Source organism: Streptomyces dioscori, from assembly GCF_003024195.1.
Taxonomy (GTDB): domain Bacteria; phylum Actinomycetota; class Actinomycetes; order Streptomycetales; family Streptomycetaceae; genus Streptomyces; species Streptomyces dioscori.
The window spans coordinates 416627-441039 of sequence record NZ_KZ679043.1 but is presented as its reverse complement, the minus strand read 5'-3'; the positions used below and the strand labels follow the sequence as shown (position 1 = coordinate 441039).

26 protein-coding genes are annotated in these 24413 nt (G+C 71.5%); 11 read left to right on the top strand and 15 right to left on the bottom strand.

Translation table 11 applies throughout. The features are described from left to right. Positions 1-53: 53 nt before the first annotated feature. From C6Y14_RS18305 to C6Y14_RS18290, 4 genes are read right to left on the bottom strand one after another with little or no spacing between them, the layout of a single operon-like run. Positions 54-1283 carry an amidohydrolase family protein gene (locus tag C6Y14_RS18305; protein ID WP_107017762.1) on the bottom strand — a complete coding sequence of 410 codons (1230 nt, stop codon included), beginning with the start codon at positions 1281-1283 and terminating at the stop codon, positions 54-56. Continuing rightward, positions 1280-2566: an amidohydrolase family protein gene (locus C6Y14_RS18300; protein ID WP_107017761.1), complete on the bottom strand. Its 1287-nt coding sequence runs from the start codon at positions 2564-2566 to the stop codon at positions 1280-1282. Before C6Y14_RS18300 ends, C6Y14_RS18305 begins: the two co-directional genes overlap by 4 nt. Before the next feature lie 48 nt (positions 2567-2614). Next, positions 2615-3499, bottom strand: coding sequence for an SDR family NAD(P)-dependent oxidoreductase (locus C6Y14_RS18295; protein WP_107017760.1), 885 nt, complete (start codon positions 3497-3499; stop codon positions 2615-2617). Next, positions 3499-4308 carry an acetoacetate decarboxylase family protein gene (locus tag C6Y14_RS18290; RefSeq protein WP_107017845.1) on the bottom strand — a complete coding sequence of 270 codons (810 nt, stop codon included), beginning with the start codon at positions 4306-4308 and terminating at the stop codon, positions 3499-3501. Before C6Y14_RS18290 ends, C6Y14_RS18295 begins: the two co-directional genes overlap by 1 nt. Positions 4309-4568: 260 nt before the next feature. On the opposite strand from C6Y14_RS18290, the gene C6Y14_RS18285 reads away from it, so the two are divergent. The 5 genes from C6Y14_RS18285 (at position 4569) to C6Y14_RS18265 (ending at position 9689) form a co-directional block, all read left to right on the top strand. Then, a complete protein-coding gene (locus C6Y14_RS18285) occupies positions 4569-5582 on the top strand; it encodes a DEDDh family exonuclease (protein ID WP_107017759.1) in 1014 nt (337 codons plus the stop codon). Between the two features lie 79 nt (positions 5583-5661). Further along, entirely contained in the window at positions 5662-5895 is a 234-nt protein-coding gene (locus C6Y14_RS18280; RefSeq protein WP_079103534.1) for a hypothetical protein, read from the top strand. Positions 5896-5979: 84 nt separating this feature from the next. Further along, a complete protein-coding gene (locus tag C6Y14_RS18275; RefSeq protein ID WP_107017758.1) occupies positions 5980-6774 on the top strand; it encodes an SURF1 family cytochrome oxidase biogenesis protein in 795 nt (264 codons plus the stop codon). A 303-nt stretch (positions 6775-7077) separates the two neighbouring features. Then, positions 7078-8928 (top strand): glycoside hydrolase family 15 protein, encoded by a 1851-nt coding sequence (locus C6Y14_RS18270; RefSeq protein WP_107017757.1) that lies wholly within the window; start codon positions 7078-7080, stop codon positions 8926-8928. 5 nt (positions 8929-8933) lie between these two features. Beyond that, positions 8934-9689 carry an SDR family oxidoreductase gene (locus C6Y14_RS18265; protein ID WP_107017756.1) on the top strand — a complete coding sequence of 252 codons (756 nt, stop codon included), beginning with the start codon at positions 8934-8936 and terminating at the stop codon, positions 9687-9689. A gap of 216 nt (positions 9690-9905) precedes the next feature. Here the strand turns inward: C6Y14_RS18265 and amaP are convergent, their stop codons facing one another. From amaP to C6Y14_RS18240, 5 genes are read right to left on the bottom strand one after another with little or no spacing between them, the layout of a single operon-like run. Further along, on the bottom strand, positions 9906-10484 hold the full coding sequence (gene amaP / locus C6Y14_RS18260) for an alkaline shock response membrane anchor protein AmaP (protein WP_107017843.1): 579 nt from the start codon (positions 10482-10484) through the stop codon (positions 9906-9908). 5 nt (positions 10485-10489) lie between these two features. Beyond that, positions 10490-11188 carry a DUF6286 domain-containing protein gene (locus tag C6Y14_RS18255; RefSeq protein ID WP_107017755.1) on the bottom strand — a complete coding sequence of 233 codons (699 nt, stop codon included), beginning with the start codon at positions 11186-11188 and terminating at the stop codon, positions 10490-10492. Continuing rightward, positions 11185-11529, bottom strand: coding sequence for an Asp23/Gls24 family envelope stress response protein (locus C6Y14_RS18250; RefSeq protein WP_107017844.1), 345 nt, complete (start codon positions 11527-11529; stop codon positions 11185-11187). Before C6Y14_RS18250 ends, C6Y14_RS18255 begins: the two co-directional genes overlap by 4 nt. A 5-nt stretch (positions 11530-11534) precedes the next feature. Then, positions 11535-11729 carry a hypothetical protein gene (locus tag C6Y14_RS18245; protein ID WP_107017754.1) on the bottom strand — a complete coding sequence of 65 codons (195 nt, stop codon included), beginning with the start codon at positions 11727-11729 and terminating at the stop codon, positions 11535-11537. 22 nt (positions 11730-11751) lie between these two features. Further along, entirely contained in the window at positions 11752-12246 is a 495-nt protein-coding gene (locus tag C6Y14_RS18240) for an Asp23/Gls24 family envelope stress response protein (RefSeq protein ID WP_107017753.1), read from the bottom strand. Between the two features lie 87 nt (positions 12247-12333). On the opposite strand from C6Y14_RS18240, the gene C6Y14_RS18235 reads away from it, so the two are divergent. Beyond that, entirely contained in the window at positions 12334-13065 is a 732-nt protein-coding gene (locus tag C6Y14_RS18235; RefSeq protein ID WP_159074268.1) for a nucleopolyhedrovirus P10 family protein, read from the top strand. 184 nt (positions 13066-13249) lie between these two features. Here C6Y14_RS18235 and C6Y14_RS18230 read toward each other — a convergent pair whose 3' ends face one another. The 3 genes from C6Y14_RS18230 to C6Y14_RS18220 form a co-directional block, all read right to left on the bottom strand. Beyond that, positions 13250-14041, bottom strand: coding sequence for an enoyl-CoA hydratase/isomerase family protein (locus tag C6Y14_RS18230; RefSeq protein WP_107017751.1), 792 nt, complete (start codon positions 14039-14041; stop codon positions 13250-13252). A 133-nt stretch (positions 14042-14174) separates the two neighbouring features. Next, the gene (locus C6Y14_RS18225; RefSeq protein WP_006143370.1) at positions 14175-14396 is read right to left on the bottom strand and encodes a helix-turn-helix domain-containing protein; all 222 of its coding nucleotides are present in this window, start codon (positions 14394-14396) and stop codon (positions 14175-14177) included. Between the two features lie 374 nt (positions 14397-14770). Further along, entirely contained in the window at positions 14771-16369 is a 1599-nt protein-coding gene (locus C6Y14_RS18220; RefSeq protein WP_107017750.1) for an ABC-F family ATP-binding cassette domain-containing protein, read from the bottom strand. 275 nt (positions 16370-16644) lie between these two features. Here C6Y14_RS18220 and ypfJ point away from each other — a divergent pair, with 275 nt between their 5' ends. Together ypfJ and C6Y14_RS18210 are read left to right on the top strand one after the other, a co-directional pair. Next, positions 16645-17535 carry a KPN_02809 family neutral zinc metallopeptidase gene (ypfJ, locus tag C6Y14_RS18215; RefSeq protein ID WP_107017749.1) on the top strand — a complete coding sequence of 297 codons (891 nt, stop codon included), beginning with the start codon at positions 16645-16647 and terminating at the stop codon, positions 17533-17535. A gap of 173 nt (positions 17536-17708) precedes the next feature. Next, positions 17709-18122 (top strand): VOC family protein, encoded by a 414-nt coding sequence (locus tag C6Y14_RS18210; protein WP_107017748.1) that lies wholly within the window; start codon positions 17709-17711, stop codon positions 18120-18122. 90 nt (positions 18123-18212) lie between these two features. On the opposite strand, the gene C6Y14_RS18205 is transcribed toward C6Y14_RS18210, so the two are convergent. The 3 genes from C6Y14_RS18205 to C6Y14_RS18195 all read right to left on the bottom strand — a co-directional run bounded on the left by C6Y14_RS18205 (position 18213) and on the right by C6Y14_RS18195 (position 21745). Continuing rightward, a complete protein-coding gene (locus C6Y14_RS18205; protein WP_199854767.1) occupies positions 18213-19667 on the bottom strand; it encodes a hypothetical protein in 1455 nt (484 codons plus the stop codon). A gap of 157 nt (positions 19668-19824) precedes the next feature. After that, positions 19825-20955: an alpha/beta hydrolase gene (locus C6Y14_RS18200; RefSeq protein WP_107017746.1), complete on the bottom strand. Its 1131-nt coding sequence runs from the start codon at positions 20953-20955 to the stop codon at positions 19825-19827. Positions 20956-21037: 82 nt separating this feature from the next. Further along, a complete protein-coding gene (locus tag C6Y14_RS18195; RefSeq protein ID WP_107017745.1) occupies positions 21038-21745 on the bottom strand; it encodes a class II aldolase/adducin family protein in 708 nt (235 codons plus the stop codon). Positions 21746-21972: 227 nt separating this feature from the next. Between C6Y14_RS18195 and C6Y14_RS18190 the strand changes: the two genes are divergently transcribed. The 3 genes from C6Y14_RS18190 (at position 21973) to C6Y14_RS18180 (ending at position 24392) form a co-directional block, all read left to right on the top strand. Then, positions 21973-22716, top strand: coding sequence for a lysozyme (locus C6Y14_RS18190; RefSeq protein WP_107017744.1), 744 nt, complete (start codon positions 21973-21975; stop codon positions 22714-22716). A 197-nt stretch (positions 22717-22913) separates the two neighbouring features. After that, complete coding sequence (locus C6Y14_RS18185) at positions 22914-24158, top strand: inorganic phosphate transporter (protein WP_107017743.1); 1245 nt, start codon at positions 22914-22916, stop codon at positions 24156-24158. Between the two features lie 12 nt (positions 24159-24170). Further along, complete coding sequence (locus tag C6Y14_RS18180) at positions 24171-24392, top strand: hypothetical protein (protein ID WP_107017742.1); 222 nt, start codon at positions 24171-24173, stop codon at positions 24390-24392. Positions 24393-24413: the final 21 nt, after the last annotated feature.

Sequence of the window (24413 nt, the reverse complement as noted above, 5' to 3'; positions counted from 1 at the left end):
CCCCGCGGACCGGACCGGACTGGACCGACCCGTCACGAGGTCGGCGTACGCCGTCACCACACCCGTACCGATCCTCCCCGCGCGAACGCCGGGCTCGTCGCGTCCGGCGGGGGGTCCCCCAGCGGCTGCGCGAGCTCCTCCGTCGTCGGGCCGATCTTCGCCGCGAGGGGGTCGAGGAGGGTCAGGTCGAAGCCGTACACGCGGGCCGCGTTCCCGCCCGCCATCGCCTTGATCTCCTCGCGCGGCAGGCCCGCGTACGCGATCCGCAGGCCCTCCCTGCTGTACGGGTACGTGCCCTCGTCGTGCGGGTAGTCGCTGCCCCACATGATCTTGTCGAGGCCGATGCGGTCCCGTAGCGGGACTTCGTGGGGGCGCATGAAACTCGCTCCTACGAAGCAGTTGTCGCGCCATACCTGGGAGGGACCCTTGCCCATCGAGGAGGCGAGTCCCGCGCCGAACTTGGACTCCGCGGTGGCCGCCTTCGTCGCCGCTGCCACCAGGCGTCCGTGGTAGTAGTCCAGCATGTCGAGCACGCCCGGGATCCAGCCCGAACCCTGCTCGGTCAGTACGAGTTTCAGGCCCGGGTGGCGGCGGAAGGCGCCGCCGAAGATCAGGTGCCAGAGCGCCCGGTGCGAGAACCAGGTCGTCTCCACCATGAAGACCGCGCGGGCCGCGGGTTCCTCGCCCAGCGGTGGCGACGCGGAGCCCGCGTGGTGGTTCACGGGGACGTCCAGTTCCTCGCACACGGCCCAGATGGGGTCGTACGCCGCCGAGTACAGCTCCGGGAGTCCCGAGCCCGGCGGGGTGCCGGGCAGCAGGAGGCCGCCCTTGAGGCCCGCCCCGACGGCCCACCTGATCTCCTTCACCGCCTCCCCCACGTCGTTCAGGAGGATCTGGAAGACGCCCGCCCGGCGGCCGGGGGCGGCCGCGCAGAAGTCCGCGAGCCAGCGGTTGTGGGCGCGCAGGCCCGCCCAGCGCCGTTCGAACTCCTCGGCCGTCGGCGCGGGCGCCATCAGCGACCCGGACGGGAAGAACGGCGGGATCGTGTTGGGGAAGACGACCTCGGCGACTATGCCGTCCTGTTCCAGTTCCGCGAGCCGGCGCTCCGAGTTCCAGTTCTTGTCGGCCGTGTCGGCCATCAGGTCCTCGTACGGATTGACGTACGTGGCCGCCCAGGCGTCGAACTCGTCGTGGTACGCCTTCGACAGGTACGGCCGGTAGTCCAGCAGGTCGGCCCCGGCGTGGCAGTCCGCCGAGATGACGGTGTAGCGGTCCGTGCTCATGGGGCCACCCCCAGGACCGGGAAGTCGTGGTCCGTCAGCCAGTGGCGGCCCACCTCGCGGGAGCGCGCCCAGGACGCCTCGACCGACGGCTGGTCCGCGGACTGGCCGAGGTCGGAAGGTGTCGGACCGATGCGGCGCGCGAGCGAGGTCAGCCTGTCGGTGTCGAAGCCGAAGACCTCAGCCGCCGCGAGGCCCAGCATGCGGCGGGTCTCCGTCACCGGGATGTCGTGGAAGGTCCGCGACAGCCACGCGCGCGTGTCGGGCCAGGTGCCCTCAGGGTGCGGGAAGTCGCTTCCCCAGAGGATGTTGTCGACGCCGATCTCGTACCGCTGGGCCAGTTCACGGCGTTTGGTGTTCGTCGCGCAGATGAAGACCTGGCGGTCGAGGTACTCGCTCGGCGGACGCCGCAGTTCCGCGAAGGGGGACAGCTTCTTGCCGCCGTGCGCGCCCAGGTAGAGCCGGTCCATGAACCACAGCAGGTTCGGCAGCCACCAGCAGCCGGACTCCGCCACACCGAACCGGAGCCCGGGGTGGCGTTCGAAGACACCGGACCACAGGAGGAACCACAGGGGGCGCGCGGGCCACCAGGTCACCTCGCTCACATAGATGCCGAGGTGGTCGCCGTACTCATGGCGCGGCGCCGCTCCGGAGTGGGTCACCACCGGCATCCCGCACTCGGCCGCAGCCGCCCACACGGGGTCGTAACGGCGGTCGTGGTAGGGCTCCTTGTCGACCCACATGGAGGGGATCATCAGGGCGCCGAGTCCAGACTCCTTCGCGCGGTGGATCTCGGCGACGACCTGTTCGGTGGGGGCCGTGACGGGCAGCAGGGCGACTCCGCAGTGCCGTTCGGGGTGCTCGCCGACGAACTCGGCCAGCCACCTGTTGTGGGCCTGCGCGCCCGCCATGCCGAGGTCCGGGTCGTGGTCGCCGGAGAGGCCGAGGCCCACTCCGAAGGGCGCGGCCGTGCGACTGTCCACGGCGTCGGCATCCGGGAAGACCACCTCGCCCGCCACTCCGTCGCCGTCCAGCTCCTTGAGGCGCTGCGCGGAGTCCCAGCCGCCGCGCAGGCCCTCCTCGTTGTCGTGGAACCACTTGTCGGCGAAGGACTCGTTGCGGATGCCCAGGCGTGTCATCTCCTCACGGCGGCGGCCCTGCCCCGCGAGGAACTCGTCGAAGTCCCGGTGGAACCGGGCCTCCAGGTAGGGCCGGTACTCCTCGGTGGGCAGCCCGGCGTGACAGTCGGAGGAGATGATCAGATAGGGCTCCGGTGCAGAGGCCATAACGGCTCCTCGGTTCGGTCCTCGGTCCAGTCGGTCCAGTCAGTCCAGTCAGTCCAGGATGAAGTTCTCCAGGTACGCCGGATCGGCGCGGTCGAGCATCGAGCGCGACCGCGCGCGGATCTGCGCGTCGCTGTGTTCGCTCTCGGGCAGCAGCCAGAAGCGGTCCGCGCGGATGCCGTCCGCCACGAAGGCGGCGACCTCCTCGACCGGCGTGAACCGCACCTCCTTACCCGCCTCCCGCATCGCCGCCTCCCACTGGCCGAGACTGCGGTACGGGGTTCTGCGGGGCCGCTGCTTGGCGTACCGGGCCGGCCGGTTGCGGTGCGACTCCCACAGGCCCGTACGGAGCATGTGGGGCCCGGGGAAGAGTACGGAGGCCCCCACGCGCGCGTGCTCCGCTCTCAGGTGGGCGTACAGGGACTCGGTCATCGTCACGACGGCCGACTTGGTGACGGCGTACACCGACGCGGTGGGCAGCGGCGCGATACCGCCGTCGCCGGACGAGGTGTTGACGACGTGGCCCGGTTCACCGCTCGCCAGCATCCTCGGCAGGAAGGCCTGGATGCCGTGGAAGACGCCCCACACGTTGACCGCGAACGCCCATTTCCAGTCGTTCGGGTCGTGCTCCCACATACGGCCCTCGGCGCCCGAGCCGACCCCCGCGTTGTTGCACAGGACGTGCACGGCACCGAACTTGTCGTACGTCTCCTCGGCGAGGGCGACGACCTCCTCGCGCTCCCCCACGTCCACCACGCGCGCGTGCACCACGGCCCCGTCCTCACGCAGCCCGGCGGCGGCCTTCTCCAGGGCGCCCTCCTCCACGTCCGCGAGGACGACCTTCAGCCCGTCCGCCGCGAACCGCCGTGCCAGGGCGAGGCCGACCCCGCTCGCCGCGCCCGTGACGACGGCGACCTGTCCCTCCGCCAGTTCCATCAGACGCTCCCCTGGGGCGGGCCGTCGAGGATCTGCTGGGGGTCGTCGTACCGCTGGTGGATGTACGGCAACAGCGCCCGCGCGTCGACGCGTTCGGCGACCGTGCCCTTCTGGTCCGTGGTCTTCTCGCCGATGGTGATCCCGACGAGTTCGCGGACGGGGAGGTCGGCCACGGGGTCGTACATCGACTCCCGCAGGACGACGTCGCCGGAGATCCGCTCCAGCTTCCGCACCTTCTCGTTGCGCACGCAGTGCACGAGGACGGGGCCGGCGTCGAAGCCGGAACCGTCGCCCGAACCGTCCACCGCGGGCAGGAACTTGAAGTAGAAGTCGGTCTTCCGGGCCGGCTCGGGCAGGGGCAGCGGCCCGCTCACGGCGCCGCGCACCTCCACGAACTCGATGCCGTGCCGGGCAAGGGCGGCGCGTACGACGAGGCCCTCGCGTTCGACCGTCACCTCGCCCAGTTTCTTCGGTTCGCCGAAGACCTCACGGCCGCCGATGAGAGCCCGTTCATGGGTCATCGGCATGACCAGCGGATACCAGCCCTCGATGCCGTCGTGCGCGGCGGCGACCGCGAACGAACCCGCGCCCAGCGGGTATCCGGGCAGATCCACCTTGCTGATGTTCACCCTCACGAGGGCTCGTCCGGTGGGTTTGAGCGGTGGCGGCAGGACCGCCGCGACCGCGTCCGGGTCGCTCTCCCAGACAGCCACCACACCGGTGGACCAGATGTCGGGGAGCCGGGAACCCGCGGTGCGCGCGGCGGCGATCTCCGCCCCGGTCCGCGCGCCGTACCGTACGCGTGCCATGCCGTACCGCCCTTCGCGTCGCATGCGTTCCGCTCGTGCGTGCCACTCCCGCGTTCGCGTCGCTCGTACGTTTCGCTCGTGTGTGCCGCCCGTTCGGTCCGGGCGCGCAGCACAGTCGCACCGGGCGCGGCAATGGTCCATAGCCGTGCAGGCACGAGCCCGCGGGAAATCGCCGGAATGTCACCGAAGGGGGCTGAATCCGCCCCGGGTTCGGACTCCGGGGACAGGAGTGTCAGTCGCGCCCCTTATCCTCAGTGACCATGCTCGAAGACCGTCAGACCGCACCGTCCGCCACCCCGTGGCCGGCCGCGTATCCCCAGGGGTACGCGGTCGTCGACGTCGAGACCACAGGGCTGGCCCGCGACGACCGCATAGTGTCCGCCGCGGTCTACCGGCTGGACGCGCGCGGCGAGGTCGAGGACCACTGGTACACGCTGGTCAACCCGGAGCGGGACCCGGGCCCGGTGTGGATCCACGGCCTGACGAGCGACGTGCTCGAAGGGGCGCCCCTGTTCCCGGAGATCGCCGAGGAGTTCGCGACCCGGCTTGAGGGCCGGGTGCTCGTCGCGCACAACGCGGTCTTCGACTGGTCGATGATCGCCCGGGAGTACGCGCGCGCCGAGCGCGAGGCGCCGGTCCGTCAGCGGCTGTGCACCATCGCGCTGTCCAAGGAACTGCGGCTGCCGCTGGCCAACCACAAGCTGGAGTCGCTGGCCGCGCACTTCGGCGTCGTGCAGCAGCGCGCGCACCACGCGCTGGACGACGCGCGCGTGCTCGCCGAGGCGTTCCGGCCGAGTCTGCACACCGCGGCGCGGGACGGCGTACGGCTGCCGCTCCTGGAGTGCCGGCCGCTCACCGAGTGGACGGACCGTGCGGCCCCGCTCATCGGACGGCAGTCCGGGGGCTCCGGGGGTTACCCGTCCGGCGGCTACTCGTCGGGGCCGCCCGCGAGTTGGCGCCCCTCACGCAAGCGGCCCGCCTGCCCGTATCCGAATCCGGGCCGTTACGAACCGGGCAAGCAGCTCAAACAGGGCATGCGGATCGCGTTCTCCGGGGACACCTCGGTCGAGCGCGACCTCCTGGAGGACCGTGCCGTCGAGGCCGGGCTGCATGTCGCGACAAGCCTGTCCCGACTGACCAGCCTGCTCGTCACGAACGACCCGGAGTCCGGTACGTCCAAGGTGGTCAAGGCGCGCCAGTTCGGCACCCCGGTCGTCGACGAGGCGGCGTTCGGCCAGCTCCTCGGGAATGTGGAACCGGCCACGGCGGGCTGACCGTACGGACGGGTGATTGCCGGGCGACTCGCCCACCGGCCGCTCGCCCGGACCGCGGGAACGGCCCACCCTGTGGCGCATGGCGACATGTGAGGTTTGCGGCAACAGCTACGGAATGACCTTCGAAGTCCACGCACAGGGAGCGGTGCACGTCTTCGACTGCTTCTCCTGCGCGATCCACCGCATGGCACCCCTGTGCGAGCACTGCCGGGTCCAGATCATCGGGCAGGGCGTCGAGGTCGAGGGCCACTGGTACTGCGGTGCCCACTGCGCCCGCGCGGAGGGAAAGGTGGGCATCATCGACAGGGTGTGACCGCTTCCTCCGGGGGTGACCGGGTACGTGGGTGACCCGGTACCCGGCCGAACGCGCCCCACGACCCGGTTGTACCGTCGTGGGGTGTACCGCTTCCTGTTGTCCCGGCAGTGGGTGATCCTCACCCTCATCATGCTCGCGCTCATCCCGACGATGATCGAGCTGGGCTTCTGGCAACTGCACCGGCACGAGCACAAGGTCGCGCTGAACCGGGTGATCTCGGACTCGCTGTCCGCGAAACCGGTCCCCGCGGAGTCGCTGACCGCGCCGGGGCAGGCGATCGAGCACGAGAACCTGTACCGCCGGGTGACGGCGAAGGGCACCTTCGACACCGCCGACGAGGTCGTGGTCCGCCGCCGCACCAACTCCGACGAAGAGGTCGGCTTCCACGTACTGACACCGTTCGTCCTGGACGACGGCCGGGTCCTCATGGTCAACCGCGGCTGGATCCCCGCGGACGGGGCACAGACGGAGTTCCCGAAGGTTCCCGCGCCCGCGCGGGGCGAGACCACGGTCACCGGGCGGCTGATGGCCGACGAGACGTCCGGCGGCAGCGGCATCAAGGACGTCAGCGGGCTGCCCGACCGCATGGTCATGCTGATCAACAGCGAGCAGCAGGCGAAGGCGCTCGGCCGGCAGGTCCTCGGCGGGTACGTCGAGCTGACCGCGCCCGAGCCGAAGGGTGACGTCCCCGAGCTGATCTCGGCTCCCAACCACAGTGACATCGGCCCTCACATGGCGTACGCGGTCCAGTGGTGGCTCTTCGCCGCGGGCGTTCCGGTGGGATTCGTGGTCCTGGTCCGCCGTGAGCGCCGTGACCTGGCGGAAGCGGCGGCCGAGGCGGAGTCCACCCCGACGACGGAGCCGGCCACGGTCTGACCACCGCGGCGCGCGGTCGGCCCCCCTCAAGACGAAAAGACTGCGCAGTTCCCCGCGCCCCCAAAAACACCCGGCACCCGCCCGCCTTCAAGCCAAAAGACTGCGCCGTTCCCCGCGCCCCCAAAGATGCCGGGGCGCCCGCGCGCCTTCAGGGGCGCGGGGAACTGCGCAGTCTTTTAAGGGGCGCGGGGAACTGCGCGGCCAGCCCCCACCGGGCCCGCACCCGAAGCCCGTCCCCGGCATGGGAACCCAGCGCCCCAACCGCAAAGGTTGATCGCGGGATCCCCAGGGAACCCGCAGAACGTGCACCCTTCCATCGAGGACTACGCTCTCATCGGCGACCACCAGACCGCCGCCCTGGTAGGCCAGGACGGCTCCGTCGACTGGCTCTGCCTCCCCCGCTTCGACTCAGCCGCCTGCTTCGCGAAACTGCTCGGCGACGACGACAACGGCCACTGGCGGCTCGCGCCGAAGGGAGCGGACACCTGCACGAGGCGGGCGTACCGGCCGGACACCCTCGTGCTGGACACCGAGTGGGACACCGAGGACGGCTCGGTACGCGTCACCGACCTCATGCCGCAGCGCGACCGCGCCCCCGACGTCGTACGGATCGTCGAGGGCCTCAAGGGCCGCGTGACCCTGCGCAGCACCCTGCGGCTGCGCTTCGACTACGGCTCGGTCGTCCCGTGGGTCCGCAAGTCCGACGGCCACCGCGTCGCCGTGGCGGGCCCCGACTCGGTGTGGCTGCGCAGCGAACCCGAGGTGCACACCTGGGGCGAGGACTTCGGTACGCACTCGGAGTTCACGGTCGAGGAGGGCGAGAAGGTCGCCTTCGTCCTGACCTGGCACCCCTCGCACGAGCCCCGCCCCGACCTGGTCGACCCGTTCGAGGCGCTGGAGCACAGCGTCGACGACTGGCAGGCCTGGGCGGCCCGCTGCCGCTACGACGGACCGCACCGCGACGCGGTCGTCCGCTCGCTGATCACCCTCAAGGCCCTCACGTACGCGCCGAGCGGCGGCATCGTCGCGGCCCCCACGACCTCCCTGCCCGAGGAGATCGGCGGCGTCCGCAACTGGGACTACCGCTACTGCTGGCTGCGGGACTCCACGCTCACCCTGGGCGCGCTGCTCGCGTGCGGCTACCAGGAGGAGGCGGAGGCCTGGCGCAACTGGCTGCTGCGCGCGGTCGCGGGCGATCCGGCGGACCTGCAGATCATGTACGGGCTCGCAGGCGAGCGGCGCATCCCCGAGTACGAACTGGCGTGGCTGCCCGGCTTCCACGGCTCGGCACCGGTACGGATCGGCAACGACGCCGTACGGCAGCTGCAGCTCGACGTGTACGGGGAGGTCATCGACTCCCTGACGCTGGCGCAGCACGCGGGGCTGCCGCCCGAACCGGACATGTGGCGGCTGCACCAGGCCCTGATGGACTTCCTGCACACGGCGTGGCGCAAGCCCGACGAAGGCCTGTGGGAGGTGCGCGGGCCGCGCCGCCACTTCGTGCACTCGAAGGTGATGGCGTGGGTCGCCGCCGACCGCACGGTACGCACCCTGGAGGAGAACCCCGAGCTGGACGGCGACGTCGACAAGTGGCGCGCGATGCGGGACGAGGTGCACCGGGAGGTGTGCGAGCGCGGCTTCGACCCGGAGCGGAACACGTTCACGCAGTCCTACGGCTCGCGTGAACTGGACGCCGCCCTGCTGCTCATCCCCCGCCTCGGCTTCCTGCCGCCGGACGATCCGCGGGTGGTCGGCACGGTCGACGCGGTGCGTGCGGAACTCGCCCGCGACGGCTTCGTACACCGCTATGACGCGTCCCTCGACGGCTCCGGCCCGCACGGTTCGGAGCCGTCCGGATCGGACCTCAAGGATGTCGACGGGCTGCCCGGCGGCGAGGGGTCGTTCCTCGTCTGCTCGTTCTGGCTGGCGGACGCGCTGCATCTGACGGGGCGTACGAAGGAGGCCCACGCCCTCTTCGAGCGGCTGATCGCGCTCCGCAACGACGTGGGACTGCTGGCGGAGGAGTACGACCCCGTGGCCGGACACCAGCTCGGCAACTTTCCGCAGGCGTTCAGCCACATCGGTCTGGTGGGCACCGCCCTCGCGCTGTTCGACGGCGAGGGGGACGGGGCGGGAGCGGACGAGGCAGGATAGTAGCCATGGATCTTGGACTGAAGGACCGTGTCTACGTCGTCACCGGAGCAACGCGCGGACTGGGCCACGCCTCCGCGCGTGAACTCGTCGCCGACGGCGCGAAGGTGATCGTCAGCGGGCGCGACGGGAAGACGGTGGCCGAGGCGGCGACGGCGCTCGGGCCGAACGCCCACGGGGTGGCCGTGGACAACGCCGACCCCTCGGCACCGGCCAGCCTGATCGCCGCCGCCCGTGAGCGGTTCGGCGGCTTCGACGGCATCCTGATCAGCGTCGGCGGGCCGCCACCGGGCTTCGTCGCCGACAACACGGACGAGCAGTGGCAGGCGGGGTTCGAGACCGTGTTCCTCGGGGCGGTGCGGCTGGCGCGGGCGGCTGCCGCCGAACTGGGCGAGGGTGGGGTCATCGGGTTCGTGCTGTCCGGGTCGGTGCACGAGCCGATCGCGGGGCTGACCATCTCCAACGGGCTGCGGCCCGGGCTCGCCGGATTCGCCAAGTCCCTCTCCGACGAACTGGGGCCCCGGGGGATTCGGGTGGTGGGGGTGCTGCCCGCCCGGATCGACACGGATCGCGTGCGCGAGCTGGACGGGTACTCGGCTGATCCCGAGGCCACTCGGGCTGCCAATGAGGCTCGGATTCCGTTGCGGCGGTACGGGAGGCCGGAGGAGTTCGGGCGGACTGCCGCGTTTCTCCTGTCGCCTGCCGCGTCCTATCTGACGGGGATCATGGTGCCGGTGGACGGCGGGGCGCGGAGCGGGTTCTGAACCTGGTTCCGAACCCTGCGGTACGCCTGCGGCGGCGGGGGGTGTTGTCGCTGCGGGTCCGGTGGGGGTGAACCTAACGGATTGCGCAGTTCCCCGCGCCCCTGGAGACACCCCTGCGGGTCGTCGTTCGGCTGCGGGGCCGGTGGGGGTGGACCTAACCGAATGCGCAGTTCCCCGCGCCCCTGAAGTCCCTGGAGGGCAGAACTCGGGTGCGGGTCAGTTGACTCGTTCTGCTGTGTGTTTTGCTGCGCGCAGGTGGGCCTCCGCCGGGAGGGATGTGAGGCCGGCCGAGTCTCTGGCGTGGCCCAGTGCCTCTGTCGTCAGGGCGGTCAGGGTTTCGGTGGGGGACGCGTGGGGTTCCAGGAGCAGGCGGACCCTCGCCTCGGGGGTGCTGCGGCGGCCGGTGAGGGACGCCCGCGCACCCCGTACCCCTTCCAACGCGGCCGCCTCGGCGGTCAGTACGCCCTCCAGGGCCCGGCCCCGCAGCAGCGCGCCCTCGCCGTCACCGGTGTCGACCAGCACCTCGGCGAGGCGGCGCCGGCGCAGGACGGCCGTCAGCCACCACAGGGCGAGCAGCACGGCCACCGCCAGTGCGGCGATGACGGCCGGCCACCACCAGCCGTCGGCCCGCCACCGCGCCCGGTCGGCGTCGCTCAGCAGTACGTCGTGCCGGCCGTCGTGGATCCACCACGACGGCGGGTCCACGCCGAGGCCGACGGCGAGCACGGAGCCGCCGAGCACGACCAGGAGCAGACCCGCGAGGCCCAGCAGGACCCGGTTCACGATCCTCGTCATGCCGTTCACCCCTTCCGGCCCGGCCGGGCGACGCGCACCGACAGCGCCGGCCGCCGGACGAGGCCGAGCCCCCTGACGCCGTCGGCGAGCGTGGCGTCCAGGTCGGCGCGTACGTCGTCGAGTTCGCGGAAGTGCGAGACCGCGCGGACGTCGGCCTTCCGCCGCCTCATCCGGACCCGGACCGACTGCACGCCGGACACCTCCATGGCCCGGTCGCGCAGCACCGTCGCGGCGGCGTTGCGGTGCAGTCCGGCCCGTACGTCGGGGTGGGCGCGTCGCATGGTCAGGATGTCGCGCAGTCCCGGGGTGGCGGCGAGGACGAGCAGCCACAGGCCCACGGCCGTCGCGACCCCGGCACCGACGAGCACCCAGGTGTCGTCCAGGGGCCGCTCGGCGAGTTCACGGGCCAGTGACCTGCGCCAGTGCATGGCCGGCCGGTCGGCGCGGACGGCGACGACGTCGTACAGCAGCAGACCGGCGGCGGCCAGGACCAGCAGTGCGAGGACGGCCGCCGGGATGCGGCGGGCCGACCAGAACCGGCCGTTGCCGTCCTCTGCGTCGTCGAGGGTCGGCAGGGGTGTGTAGTCGGCGGCGGAGGTGGACTGGCCCAGTTCGTTCTCGGCCGTCTTCTCGGTGGTCTGCTCGGTGGTCTTCTCGACGACGGGTAGCTGTCGGGTGCTCTCGGAGCCCTGGGGCTCGCTCATTGCGTCCTCCCCTGTGCCGCGCCGCGCGTCTGCGCGGAGTGCAGCCGCTCCACCTGGACGGCGACCTCGGGAACTTTCATTCCCGCCAACGCCTCTACCCGCTGGACGACTTGACGACGCACGGCACCGCACCGGCCGCCGATGTCACAGGGGTAGCCGAGTTCGAGGCTGACGCTGACGCGGGCGACGTCCTGGTGGACGACGACGGCGGCGTGCGGGGGTGCCACGCCGGGAGGCAGCACGTCGAGCGCCTCCCGGGCCGCCTGCGCGGCGATCTTCGCGACGACCCGGTCGGCGATCCTCGTGGCGCCCCGTTCGCCGGGCGCGACGGTTTCGGACACGCGCGTCACCGCCGGCGGTCGTCGCGGGTGCCGCGGGACCGGAAGAAGTCACCGGGGTCCAGGTCCCCCTCAAGGAAGCGGCCCACGACAAAGCCGATGGCGCCCAGTGCGGCCACCAGGAGGAACGCGCCGAACCCGCCGAAGTACCCGGCGAATCCCAGCGCCATTCCGGCGATCATGCCGATCACGGCCATGCTCATGGTGCGCTCCTCAGCAGATCGTTCACTGGAGCCGGTTCTCCGGTTCCTCGTCCTCTTCCTCCGGCAGCTTCACGTCGCTGACCGCGATGTTGACCTCGACGACCTCAAGGCCCGTCATGCGCTCGACGGCCGCGATGACGTTCTCCCGTACGTCTCGGGCGACATCGGCGATGGACACGCCGTAGTCGACGACGATCTCCAGGTCGAGCGCGGTCTGCACCTCACCGACCTCGGCCTTCACACCGCGTGTGACGGACTTCGCGCTTCCGCCGGGGACCCGGTCGCGCACGGCCCCGAAGGTGCGCGAGATGCCGCTGCCCATGGCGTGCACGCCGAGGACGTCCCGGGCGGCGAGTCCGGCGATCTTCTCGACGACCCCGTCGGCGATGGTGGTACGCCCCCGGGTCGCCGGGTCGCCGCCGCCGCGCTTGGTCACAGCGGGCTTCCTGAGCTGCTGCTGGTCCGGCTGTTCGGCCTCCGGGCTCTCCGGCCGATTGCGCTGAGTCGTGTCGCTCATCGCCGTGCATCCCCTTTCGGTGGGCCTCTTCGCCCACATTAAGTCGAGTTGCCGGGTCGCGCGCCAGGGATACGGCACGCTGGAACCATGACTGCGGACCGATGGACGCAAGCAGTGCGGCAACAGCTGGGCCTGGGCAGACTGCTGCCGTTGGGCGGCCCGGGTGACGGCGCGTGGATCACGGAGGCGGCGGCCGTGGCCGTACTGCGCCGAGGGGTACGCCATGTGGCGGGCGTCCGTCTCGGTTCCCTGCGCCTGTCCCTCGTCGACCCGGACGGCGCGTCCGGGCCCGCCGTGCCCCCGCCGCCGAGCGCGCTGCCGCCGGGGCCGCTGCGCGTCGACGCGGAGTTCGCGGCGACGCCGACCGAGCCACTGCCCGCAGCCGCGTCGCGGCTCCGCGCGGGCCTCACCGCGACGGCGGTGGACACGCTGGGCCTGACGGTCACGGAGGTGGACCTACGGGTGACGGGCCTGCTGGAGGAGGCCGAGGCCCCGCCGGATCCTGCCGACTCGGGTCCGGCTGACTCTGATCACACGCACACCGCCTCCCCGGACGCCTCCCCCGGCACGGACGAGTCCCGCGTGGCCGCCGCCGTACTCGCCGTCCCGTCCGTGACGGCCCTGACGAGCAAGGCCCGCATCACCGAACTCCGTAGCGAGACGGCGCTCCCCCGCCGCCACGTCCAGGTGGAGATCGCGGTGGACACGACCGCGCGCACCCTGGACACGGCCGCAGCGGTCCGCGTAACCGTCACCGACTCACTTCCGGACCACCCGTCGACAGCGGTACTGGTAACAACGGTGACCCCGGCCCCCTGAGGGCCCCGCAAGGGGCGCGGGGAACGGCGCGACAAGCCCCCACCGGACCGGCACACACCCCCAACTCGCGACCCCAGTCCCTTAGGGGCGCGGGGAACGGCGCGACAAGCCCCCCCCCCGCACCCGCACTCGAACAGCGACCAGCGACCAGCGACCAGCGACCAGCGTTCAGCGATCAGCGACCTCAGTCGCCCAGACCCGCAAGATCCCGCAACCGCCGCCCCTGAGCCCCTCGCTCAGCAACCCGCTGCTCCTCATACGTACGCCCCGACGCCCCCTGAAGCAGCGCCTTCGTCTCGACAAGGGCATCCCGCGGCGCAGCCAACAACGCGGCGGCCAGTTCGTTCACCGTGTCGTCGAGCTGCCCGACGGGCACGGCGATGTTCGCGAGCCCGGCCCGCTGCGCCTCCTCCGCCTGCACGAACCGCCCCGTCGCACAGATCTCCAGCGCACGGGCGTAGCCGACGAGCCCCACCAGCGGATGCGTACCCGTGAGGTCGGGGACGAGGCCCAGGCCGGTCTCGCGCATGGCGAACTGCACGTCGTCGGCGACGACGCGCAGGTCACAGGCGAGCGCGAGCTGGAAGCCCGCGCCGATGGCGTGTCCCTGCACTGCGGCGATGGACACGATGTCGCTCCGCCGCCACCAGGTGAAACCGTCCTGGTACTCGGCGATGGCCGCGTCGAGTTCGGCGTCGGAACCGCGTGCGAGATCGATGAAGGACGGCTCGCCGTCGAAGCCCTCGGGCGTGAACGCCTGCCGGTCGAGCCCCGCGGAGAAGGACTTGCCTTCCGCGCGCAGCACGACGACACGGACGGTGCCCGGCAGCAGCCGGCCGGCCTCGGCCAGCGCCCGCCACAGAGCGGGGCTCTGCGCGTTGCGCTTGGCCGGGTTGGTCAGCGTCACCGTGGCGATCGCGTCGTCGACGGTGAGCCGTACGCCGTCCTTGTCGAGCAGCGAGTCGAACGAAGCCATGAGGGCGCCTCCGATGAGTGCGGTCAGCGGGGGTGCCGTACGGGCACACCCTTAAGTGACTGCACAGTAACCACCCGGGCGGTCAAGGGACCGACCGGGTGGCCACCATCGGAGAACGAGGAGCCGTCCGGCGTCAGGCCGACGCGGACTTCTTGCCCCGCGTCGCTCCGCCACGCCCACGGAGCGTGACGCCCGACTCACTCAGCATCCGGTGCACGAAGCCATACGAGCGGCCGGTCTCCTCGGCCAGTGCCCGAATGCTCGCACCGGAGTCGTACTTCTTCTTCAGGTCTGCCGCGAGCTTGTCGCGCGCGGCGCCGGTTACCCGGCTGCCCTTCTTCAGAGTCTCGGCCACCCGTGCCTCCTCAGCGGAAGTGCGCTCTGGACTTCTCATGATCACCCCTCATGAGCGTCCTGGCCACCCATTCGGCAAGGTCGATGGGACGAGCTTGCGCTGTGGCACTGCGTCACCATGAGCGGAATTCCACGTTCCATCGGCTTCTCGTCCGGACCACCGAACGGCTTCACGGGCGAAGGGCCAGGTCAGCGACGCGCGACGGCCGGGCCTTCGAGGGCGAAGGGCCCGGCCGGGAAATGCGTGTAGGACACACCTCGGTACGAGGAGATCTCACTCAGATGATGGATCACGGATCGGCCGAATGATCCATACGAAGTGGATCAGCGAGTGGATCAGTTAAACGATCAATTACCTCGTACCGCTCAGGCTGCTCAGGCGAGGGCGACCAGGTCCGCGTAGTCGGCACCCCACAGGTCCTCGACGCCGTCGGGCAGCAGGATGATCCGCTCCGGCTGGAGGGCGTGGACGGCTCCCTCGTCGTGGGTGACGAGGACGACGGCGCCCTTGTAGGTGCGCAGCGCGCCGAGGATCTCCTCGCGGCTCGCGGGGTCGAGGTTGTTCGTCGGCTCGTCGAGGAGCAGGACGTTCGCGGACGACACCACGAGGGTGGCGAGCGCGAGACGCGTCTTCTCACCACCGGAGAGGACGGAGGCGGGCTTGTCGACGTCGTCGCCGGAGAACAGGAACGAACCGAGCGTCTTGCGGACCTGGACGAGGTCGAGGTCGGGGGCCGCGGAGCGCATGTTCTCCAGGACCGTGCGCTGCGGGTCCAGGGTCTCGTGCTCCTGCGCGTAGTAGCCGAGCTTGAGGCCGTGGCCCTCGATGACCTCGCCGGTGTCGGGCTTCTCCGCGCCGCCGAGGAGGCGCAGCAGGGTCGTCTTGCCGGCGCCGTTCAGGCCGAGGATGACGACGCGGGAGCCCTTGTCGATGGCGAGGTTGACGTCGGTGAAGATCTCCAGGGAGCCGTACGACTTGGACAGGCCCTCCGCCATCAGCGGGGTCTTGCCACAGGGCGACGGGTCGGGGAAGCGCAGCTTGGCGACCTTGTCGGACTTGCGCTCCGCCTCCAGGCCCGCGAGGAGCTTGTCGGCCCGCTTGGCCATGTTCTGCGCGGCGACGGTCTTGGTGGCCTTGGCGCGCATCTTGTCGGCCTGCGAGTGCAGGGCCGTGGCCTTCTTCTCGGCGTTCTGCCGCTCGCGCTTGCGGCGCTTCTCGTCGGCCTCGCGCTGCTGCTGGTAGAGCTTCCAGCCCATGTTGTAGACGTCGATCTGGGCGCGGTTGGCGTCCAGGTAGAACACCTTGTTGACGACCGTCTCGACCAGCTCGACGTCGTGGGAGATCACGATGAAGCCGCCGCGGTACGTCTTCAGGTAGTCGCGCAGCCAGACGATGGAGTCGGCGTCGAGGTGGTTCGTGGGCTCGTCGAGGAGCAGGGTGTCCGCGTCCGAGAAGAGGATGCGGGCCAGCTCGATACGGCGGCGCTGACCACCGGAGAGCGTATGGAGGGGCTGGCCGAGCACCCGGTCGGGGAGGTTGAGCGCGGCGGCGATGGTGGCGGCCTCCGCCTCGGCGGCGTACCCGCCCTTGGTGAGGAACTCCGTCTCCTGGCGCTCGTACTGCCGCATGGCCTTCTCGCGGGTGGCGCCCGAGCCGTTCGCGATGCGCTGTTCGTTCTCGCGCATCTTGCGGATCAGGGTGTCCAGGCCGCGCGCGGACAGGACGCGGTCGCCGGCCAGCATGTCGAGGTCGCCGGTGCGCGGGTCCTGCGGGAGGTAGCCGACCTCGCCGGAGCGGGCGACGGTGCCCGCGGCGGGGGTGCCCTCACCTGCGAGGACCTTGGTGAGGGTGGTCTTGCCCGCGCCGTTGCGGCCGACCAGGCCGATGCGGTCGCCCTTGGTGATGCGGAAGGTGGCGGACTCGATGAGCATGCGGGCGCCGGCACGCAGTTCGATACCGGAAGCGGAAATCACGGACAGACTCCTGGGCAGGGTTGTTGACGGGGCGGGCGGCTGAGGACGTTCACGCCGTCTAATGCACGAGGAGAATGGCCATGGGCCAAGTCTAACGGGGCGATGCAACCACTTTTTCTGTGTGCGGGTGTTCGGGGGTGTGACGCTCGTTGCCCCGCGGCGGCCCGTGCCGCGCCCTCTTCCGTCCCCCGTTCGGCCCGCCGCCCGGCGCCGCGCCCCGGGGAGCGGGCGAGGATGTCGCCAGGGGGACGACGGCCCCGGAGGGTGGAGCACCCATGCAGTTCGACGACGACGCCGGCCTGGACACCTCCGAGGTGCAGGATGTGCGCGGCAGCCGGATCCCCGGCGGCAGGGCCACGGTGGGCGGTGGCGTCGCCGGTCTGATCGCCCTCCTGCTGGGTCTGTTCTTCGGTGTCGGGCCGGACCAGCTGGGCCTCTCCTCCAGGGACGAGGAACCCGACGCGAGCGCCTCCTCACTGGCCCAGGTGCAGCAGACCTGCCGTACCGGCCGGGACGCGAACACCAAGGACGACTGCCGCATCGTGGCGGTGGTCAACAGCGTCCAGGACTTCTGGGCGCAGGAGTTCGAGCGCCGCGGCGGTACGTACACGCGGTCGCCGACCGTCTTCTTCAGCGACCGGGTCGGTACGGCCTGCGGGACGGCGACCTCGGCGGTCGGGCCCTTCTACTGCCCGGGTGACCGGAAGGTCTATCTGGACCTGGGCTTCTTCGAGGAGCTGCGGACCAAGTTCGGCTCCAGCGGCGGTCCGTTCGCGCAGGCGTACGTGGTGGCGCACGAGTACGGGCACCATGTGCAGGACCTGACGGGGACCCTGGACCGCTCCCAGGACGGGCGGACCGGCGCGAACAGCAACGCGGTACGGGTCGAGCTGCAGGCCGACTGCTACGCGGGCGTGTGGGCGCACCACGCCACGACCACGAAGGACGAGTCGACGGGCAGGCCTCTGATCACCGGCCTGACGGAGGCCGACATCCGCGACGGGACGGACGCGGCGGCGGCCGTGGGCGACGACCGGATCCAGGAGCGGTTCCAGGGCCGGGTGACACCGGAGTCCTGGACGCACGGGTCGGCCGCTCAGCGGCAGCAGTGGTTCCGCCAGGGCTATCGCACCGGTGACATGGGCCGCTGCGACACCTTCAGCTGAGCGCCCGCGGCCGTTCCCGGCCACTCGTCGGTCACTCGTCGGGCGTTCGTCGGCCACTCGTCGGGCGTTCGCGGGGCGTTGTCAGTGGCGGGTGTCAGACTGTGTGGCAGGTCACATTCAGGTGCTGTCCCAGCGGTGGGGCAGGACAGCGGGGACCGGAAGGAGTGATCGGCATGGCCGGTACGGACGGCGGACGCCCGAGCATCTACCCGACGCTGCTGTACGCGGACGCGAAATCCGCGATCAGGCAGCTCTCGGAGGCCTTCGGCTTCACCGAGGCGTCGGTGTACGAGGACGAGGAGGGCAAGGTGGTGCACGCCGAGCTGGTGCAGGGCAACGGCGCGGTGATGCTGGGCTCCAAGGGGACGGGGAGCCGCTTCGACGAGGCCATGAAGAGCGCGGGCCCCACCGGGGTGTACGTCGTCGTGGACGACGTGGACGCGCACCACCAGCGGGCCGTGGACCACGGGGCGGAGATCCTGATGCCCCCGACGGACCAGGACTACGGCTCACGGGACTACATGGCCCGGGACGTCGAGGGCAACATCTGGAGCTTCGGCACGTACGCCCCGGAGACCAGGGTCTGACCCGGCCCCCGGCGCCCTGCAGGGGCGCGGGGAACTGCGCGCCCAGCCCCCACACACCCGCAGAGAACGAACGGCCTCCCGGCGGGGCGCCTAGTGCTCCCCGGTGTGCACCTGGAAGGCCGCACGGCGCACGGCCTTCGCAAGCGCGGGGTCAGGGTGCGCGGCCGCGAGCGCGACCAGCACCTGCACGGTGCGGGGATGCCCGACGGCGCGCACCTCGGCAAGGAGCGCCGGCACCGTCGGCTGCACGGCGGACTCCAGGTGCCGTACGAGGAGCGGGGCCTCGCCGTGGTCGGCGACGGCCGCGGCGGTGTCGACCCACAGCCAGGTGGCCTCCTCGCGGGTGAGCACCAGGTGGGCGTCCTCGGGGTCGTGTCCGTCGTGCTCGGCGAGCCACAGCAGGGCGTACGGGCGCAGGGGGGTCTCGTCCGCCACCGCGCGGACGTCCGGCTCGGCGGGGGCGCCGACCACGCGCAGGGCCTCGAAGGCCAGCCCGCGCGAGAGGGCGTCCTCACCGCGGGCGGCGGCGAGGAGTTCGGTGACGGCGCTGCCGACGGGGCGGGCGGCGAGCCAGGCGCGGTACTCGGCGCGGGCCGCGTTGGGTCTGAGCTGGGCGCAGCCGCGGAGCATGTCCTCGGCACCCTGCTCGATGTTCCCGGCGGGGCTCTGCGCGGCCACGCAGATCTGCTCCAGCTTGACCCACACCGCCCAGCTGCCGAGCGGGGTGAGCGTGGCCTGGCCGTCGGCGCAGGTGAGGGCGCCGACGGCGGCGAGGGCGTGCAGCGCCCAGTCGAGCAGCGGGGCGAGCGGGGTGTCCTCGGCCGGGCTCTCCGAGCTGTCGACGGGGCCGGGCTGCGGGCCGTAGGGGATCTCGCAGCGCTCGGTGCGCAGTTCCGTGACGCGCTGCTCCAACAGGTCGAGGAGCTGCGGGACGGGGACGGGTCCGGCGGACAGCTGGAGGAAGGAGAGGACCTGCGGCATCGCGGAGACGACCTCGGCGACGGTGGCGGGCTCCTGCCCGTCGGGCCCGGGGTGGGCGATCGACCAGGCATCGAAGAAGGCGACCCAGCCGCGCAGTACGGCGCTGTCGTCGCGGTTCCAGGCGCGCAGGCGCCAGCCGGGGCGCGCGGTGTCGCCGTGCACCTCGATCAGGCCGGCGAGCCGTGCGATGTCCCAGTCGGCCCGTACCTGATCCGAGGTCAGGGACAGACTGGTGGCCGCTTGTTGCGCGATCGCGTCGGAGAGTGTGCCTTTCCCTCCGGAACTGCCGTTCTCCGCGGCGGCGCTGTCGGGGGCCGTGCCGTCACGGTCCCGGCGGGGGCCGGGGGCGGGGCCCAGGGTGGCGTCGGCCCAGTGGGCGACCCGGGCCGCGCCGGCGAGCACGGCGCGCGCCATGCGGGCGAGTTCCGCCGGTGCCGGTGTGCCCTCCGGTGGGCGGGGGGCAGGTCGGCGGGCGGGCCTCTGGGTCATCGCTCGGGGGGCGGCGGCCAGGGTTCGCGGGCGGACGAGTCGGAGCCTGGAGTCGCGCGGGATACGGGACGTCACGGGGGCAGTCTTCCGGTTGACGGTCCGAAAACCCAAACGGAATGCCACAGGAGGCCACAGAGCCGGTCCGCGCACCGGGCCAGGCAGGGGGTGTGAGCGGATTTCGGCCACTGGTAGACGGTTAAACGGAAGCTTCGCGACCGGGGCCCGGGGGCGGCTACATCAGCGGGGTGAGAAAGCGGCGGAGGGCCTCTTCGTAACCGGCCGGGTCGGCGTTCCACATGGCGCCGTGCGGGGCGTCGTGGACCGTGTGGAGGGTGACGAGGTCGGGGCGGCGGTCCGCGAGGCGGCGCGAGGGTCCCCAGGGGGCGACGGTGTCGTCGGGGCCGTGCAGGACGAGGGTGGGCACCTTGAGCCGTACCGGGTCGGCGGAACCCTCGCCGCTGCCCAGGCCCGTGCGGCCCTGGGCGGCGCGGACGGCCAGCGGCAGCAGGGCGCCCGGGGTCCGTCGCGCCGTGGCGAGGGCCCGCAGGGTGGTCTCCCAGTCGAGGACCGGCGAGTCCAGGACGAGGCCGGAGATCCGCTCGCGCAGCGCGGAGTGCTCCGCGGCGCGCAGGGCCATGGTGGCGCCGGTCGACCAGCCGTACAGGACGACCCGTTCGGCGCCGTAGCGCACGGCGAAGCGGATGGCGGCGTCCAGGTCGCGCCACTCGGTCTCGCCGAGGTGGTTCAGGCCGTCCGGGGGCCGCGGTGCGCCGGCGTCCCCGCGGTAGGCGAGGCCGAGGACGGGAAAGGCCTGGTGGTGCAGGAACTCCATGACGTTGAGGGGGTGTTCGCGGGTGGCGCCGAGGCCGTGCACGGTGATCACCCAGGTGTCACGGGCGGCGGGCACGAACCAGGCGGGCAGGGTGCCCAGCTCGCCGGGGACGTCCACGTCCGTGAAAGGCAGGCTGAGGGCGGTGCCCGGGTCGCCGACGTGCAGGCCGGGCGTGAACCGCACCTTGTCGCCGGGTTCCAGCGTGCCGCGGGTGACGCGCTCCAGACGGCGTACCACCGTGTCGGCGGTGTGCGCGGCCCCGGCCAGGAGCGGGCCGACGACGGCGTGGCTGCCGTCGCCGCCGAGGCCGTACACGCCCGGGCGCCGGGAGGCGAGGGCGCGGGTCAGGGCGATCTGGCCCGCGGCCGTGGCGTGCACGGTCAGTCGGGGTTCGGTGGGCAGTGGCCTGCCCGGCGCCGCCTTCAGGGCGGCGTCGCTGGCGAAGCGGCCGGCGGCGATACCGGCCGCGCCGGCCACGGCCACGGTGAGGGCGGTGGTGAGGGCTGCCGTCGTCGGCTTCACGGTGCGCACGGGTCCAGTCTCCTGATCGAGCCCGCTGTCGGCCAGTGGACGGGCGACACGGGTGAGTCCCGTATCGGCGGGGAAGGGCGCGTCAGGGCTGGCCGTACCCCTCCAGTCGCTGGCCCGCCCGTGCCACCTGTTCCTCGGTCAGCAGGGTGGGTGTGCGGCCCGGGACGGACGACGCCGTGAGCCACACGCGGCACATCCATTCGAGCTGGGCGGTGCGGTCGTAGGCCTGGTCGAGGGTGGCGCCGTGCGCGAGGGTGCCGTGGTTCTGCAGGAGGCAGGCCGTGCGGCCGCGCAGGGCCCGGAGCATGTTCTCGGCCAACTTCTCCGTGCCGTAGGTGGCGTACGGCGCGACGCGGACGGGTCCGCCGAGCGCGGCGGACATGTAGTGGACGAGGGGCAACTCGGTGACGAGGGTCGAGACGGCCGTGGCGTGCACGGCGTGGGTGTGTACGACGGCACGCGCGTCCGTGGAGCGGTAGACGGCGAGATGCATGGGCAGTTCGCTGGTCGGAACGAGTGAACCGAGCACGCGCCGGCCGTCCAGGGACACCCCGCAGACGTCCTCGGGGCTCAGCCGGTCGTACGGGACCCCGGTCGGCGTGACCAGGACGGTGTCGCCCACGCGCACGGACACGTTGCCCGACGTGCCGACGACCAGCCCGTCGGACACCGTCCGGCGGGCCGTGGCCACGAGGTCGTCCCAGGCCCGTTCCAGCGCCTCCCCGGGCCGGCGCGCGCCCGTCTCCCCGGCGTCCCGTCCGTCTCCTGCGTCCCGCCGCTGTTCAGCCATGCCGTGATCCTGCCAGCCGCCCGGCCCCGCTCGGCTCCTGCTCGGCACCCGCTCGGCCCCTGCTCCGTTCGGGCGAGGGCACTGTAGGGCGGAACCCGAACGTCCGAAAGGTAATAACAGGTATTAATCGACCGCCGGAGCAAATGACCGGCGCGCGACGAACCGTGCGGGATCTTCCAGTAATCTCTGGAAGATTTTTCACGTAAGTCGCCATTCCGGGGGGAAACATGGCCAGTGATCGCAAACCGTCCCGTCAGCGCGCCCGTCTCGTCGCCGCCTCCGTGGCGACGCTGGCGCTCGGCGGCACCGCACTCGTCGAGGTGCCGGCTTCGGCCGCCGGCAAGCCCAAGGGGCACGACGTGTCCTCGCACCAGAAGAACGTGAACTGGTCGAGCGCGAAGAGCAAAGGCGCGAAGTTCGTCTACGTGAAGGCCACGGAGTCGCACACGTACCGCAACCCGTACTTCGCCCAGCAGTACGACGGCGCGCGCAACGCGGGCATCATCCGTGGCGCGTACCACTTCGCCCTGCCGCACAAGTCGTCGGGCACCAAGCAGGCCGCCTACTTCGTGCGCAACGGCGGCGGCTGGCGGGCGGACGGCTGGACGCTGCCGCCCGCGCTCGACATCGAGTACAACCCGTACGACAAGAAGAAGAAGTGCTACGGGCTGAGCAAGAGCGGCATGGTCAACTGGATCAGGGCCTTCAGCAACGAGGTGAAGCGGCAGACCGGCCGCCGGCCCGTCATCTACACCAACCACAACTGGTGGAAGACGTGCACGGGCAACAGCGCCGCGTTCGCCTCGAACCATCCGCTGTGGCTGGCCCGCTACAGCGCGAGCGCGGGGTCGCTGCCCTCGGGCTGGAACTTCTGGACGTTCTGGCAGTACGACAACAGCGGCAGCCTGCCGGGTGACCAGAATCTCTTCAACGGCTCACTGTCCCAGCTGAAGACCTTCGCGCGGGGGTGAGACGGGTAGCGGACCCTGGAATTCCGCCTCTGTTCGAGGATTTTCCGGGACTTTCGAGAGCTGTTGCCGCCACTTCGACACAAGCGGAGTGGCGGCACCTCGATCGGGTCACCCCACCGCCCTACTCAGTTCATCTTCCGTTCACCCAGGTTGCTTACGTTCCCCGTGCCACTGTCGTCCAACAGAAGCCTGGGTAAATGGAACACATCACGCTCCTCCTCGGAATCGTGATCGTTACCGCTCTCGTGTTCGATTTCACGAACGGTTTCCACGACACTGCCAACGCGATGGCGACGACCATCTCGACCGGCGCTCTCAAGCCCAAGACGGCGGTGGCCATGTCCGCCGTGCTGAACCTCGTCGGTGCGTTCCTCTCCGTGGAGGTCGCCAAGACGATCTCCGGAGGCCTCATCAACGAAGAGGGCATCCGCACCGAAGTGATCTTCGCGGCGCTCGTCGGCGCCATCCTGTGGAATCTGCTGACCTGGCTCCTGGGTCTGCCCTCCAGTTCGTCCCACGCGCTCTTCGGCGGCCTGATCGGCGCCGCGGTGATGTCCGCGGGCTGGTCCTCGGTGAACGGCTCGACCGTGATCACCAAGGTCCTCCTCCCCGCGATCGCCGCACCCGTGGTCGCCGGACTCGCCGCGATGCTCGCCACCCGGCTGACCTACCGCATCAGCAGGCAGGCAGGCGAGAAGGCGACCTCCAAGGGCTACCGCGCGGGACAGATCACCTCCGCGGGCCTGGTCTCCCTGGCCCACGGCACGAACGACGCGCAGAAGACCATGGGCATCATCACCCTGGCCCTGGTCACCGGCGGGGTGCTCGCGCCCGGCTCGAACCCTCCCCTGTGGGTCATCGTCTCGGCCGGCATCGCCATCGCGCTCGGCACCTACCTGGGCGGCTGGCGCATCATCCGCACCATGGGCAAGGGCCTCACCGACCTCGCGCCGCCGCAGGGCTTCGCCGCCCAGACCAGCGCCGCGACGGTCATCCTGGCCTCCTCGCACCTCGGCTTCTCCCTCTCGACCACGCAGTCCTGCTCCGGCGCCGTGATGGGTTCGGGCCTGGGCCGCAAGGGCGGTGTCGTCCGCTGGTCGACCGCGACCCGCATGTTCGTAGCCTGGGGCCTCACGCTCCCCGCCGCCGGCCTGGTCGGCGCGGGCGCCGAGTTCCTGACCAAGCAGGGCACCTGGGGCATCATTCTCACCGGCGCGCTGCTGATCGCCGGCTCCGCGGTCATCTGGACGCTCTCCCGCCGGCAGCCCGTCACCGTCGACAACGTCAACGACGACCACGAGCCCGCGGGCGTCGTGACCACCGCGATCGCCGCCGTCACCCCGCCTCCCGCCGGTCCGGTCGCCCCGGCCTCGGCTGCGAGCGACCTCAAGACCACCATCCCGGGCCCGGACGCCGAGCCCGCCCGTCCGGCCACGGTGTAAGGAACGAACCTCATGAAGATCGACTGGGCAGCCCTCGGCTCCGTGTTCGGAGTCAGCCTCTTCGCCACCGTCGCCCTCGTGGGCCTCTTCACCCTCGGCATCGTCGGCCTCACCAAGCGCGAGACGGCCGCCACGCAGGGTGGCTCCGCGACCCTCGCGGTCACCGGCGCGTACGCCTGCTTCGCCGCGTGCGCGGCGGCCGTGGCGTACGGGATCTATCTGATCGTCGCCTGACGCCCTGTACGGCCGTCGGGC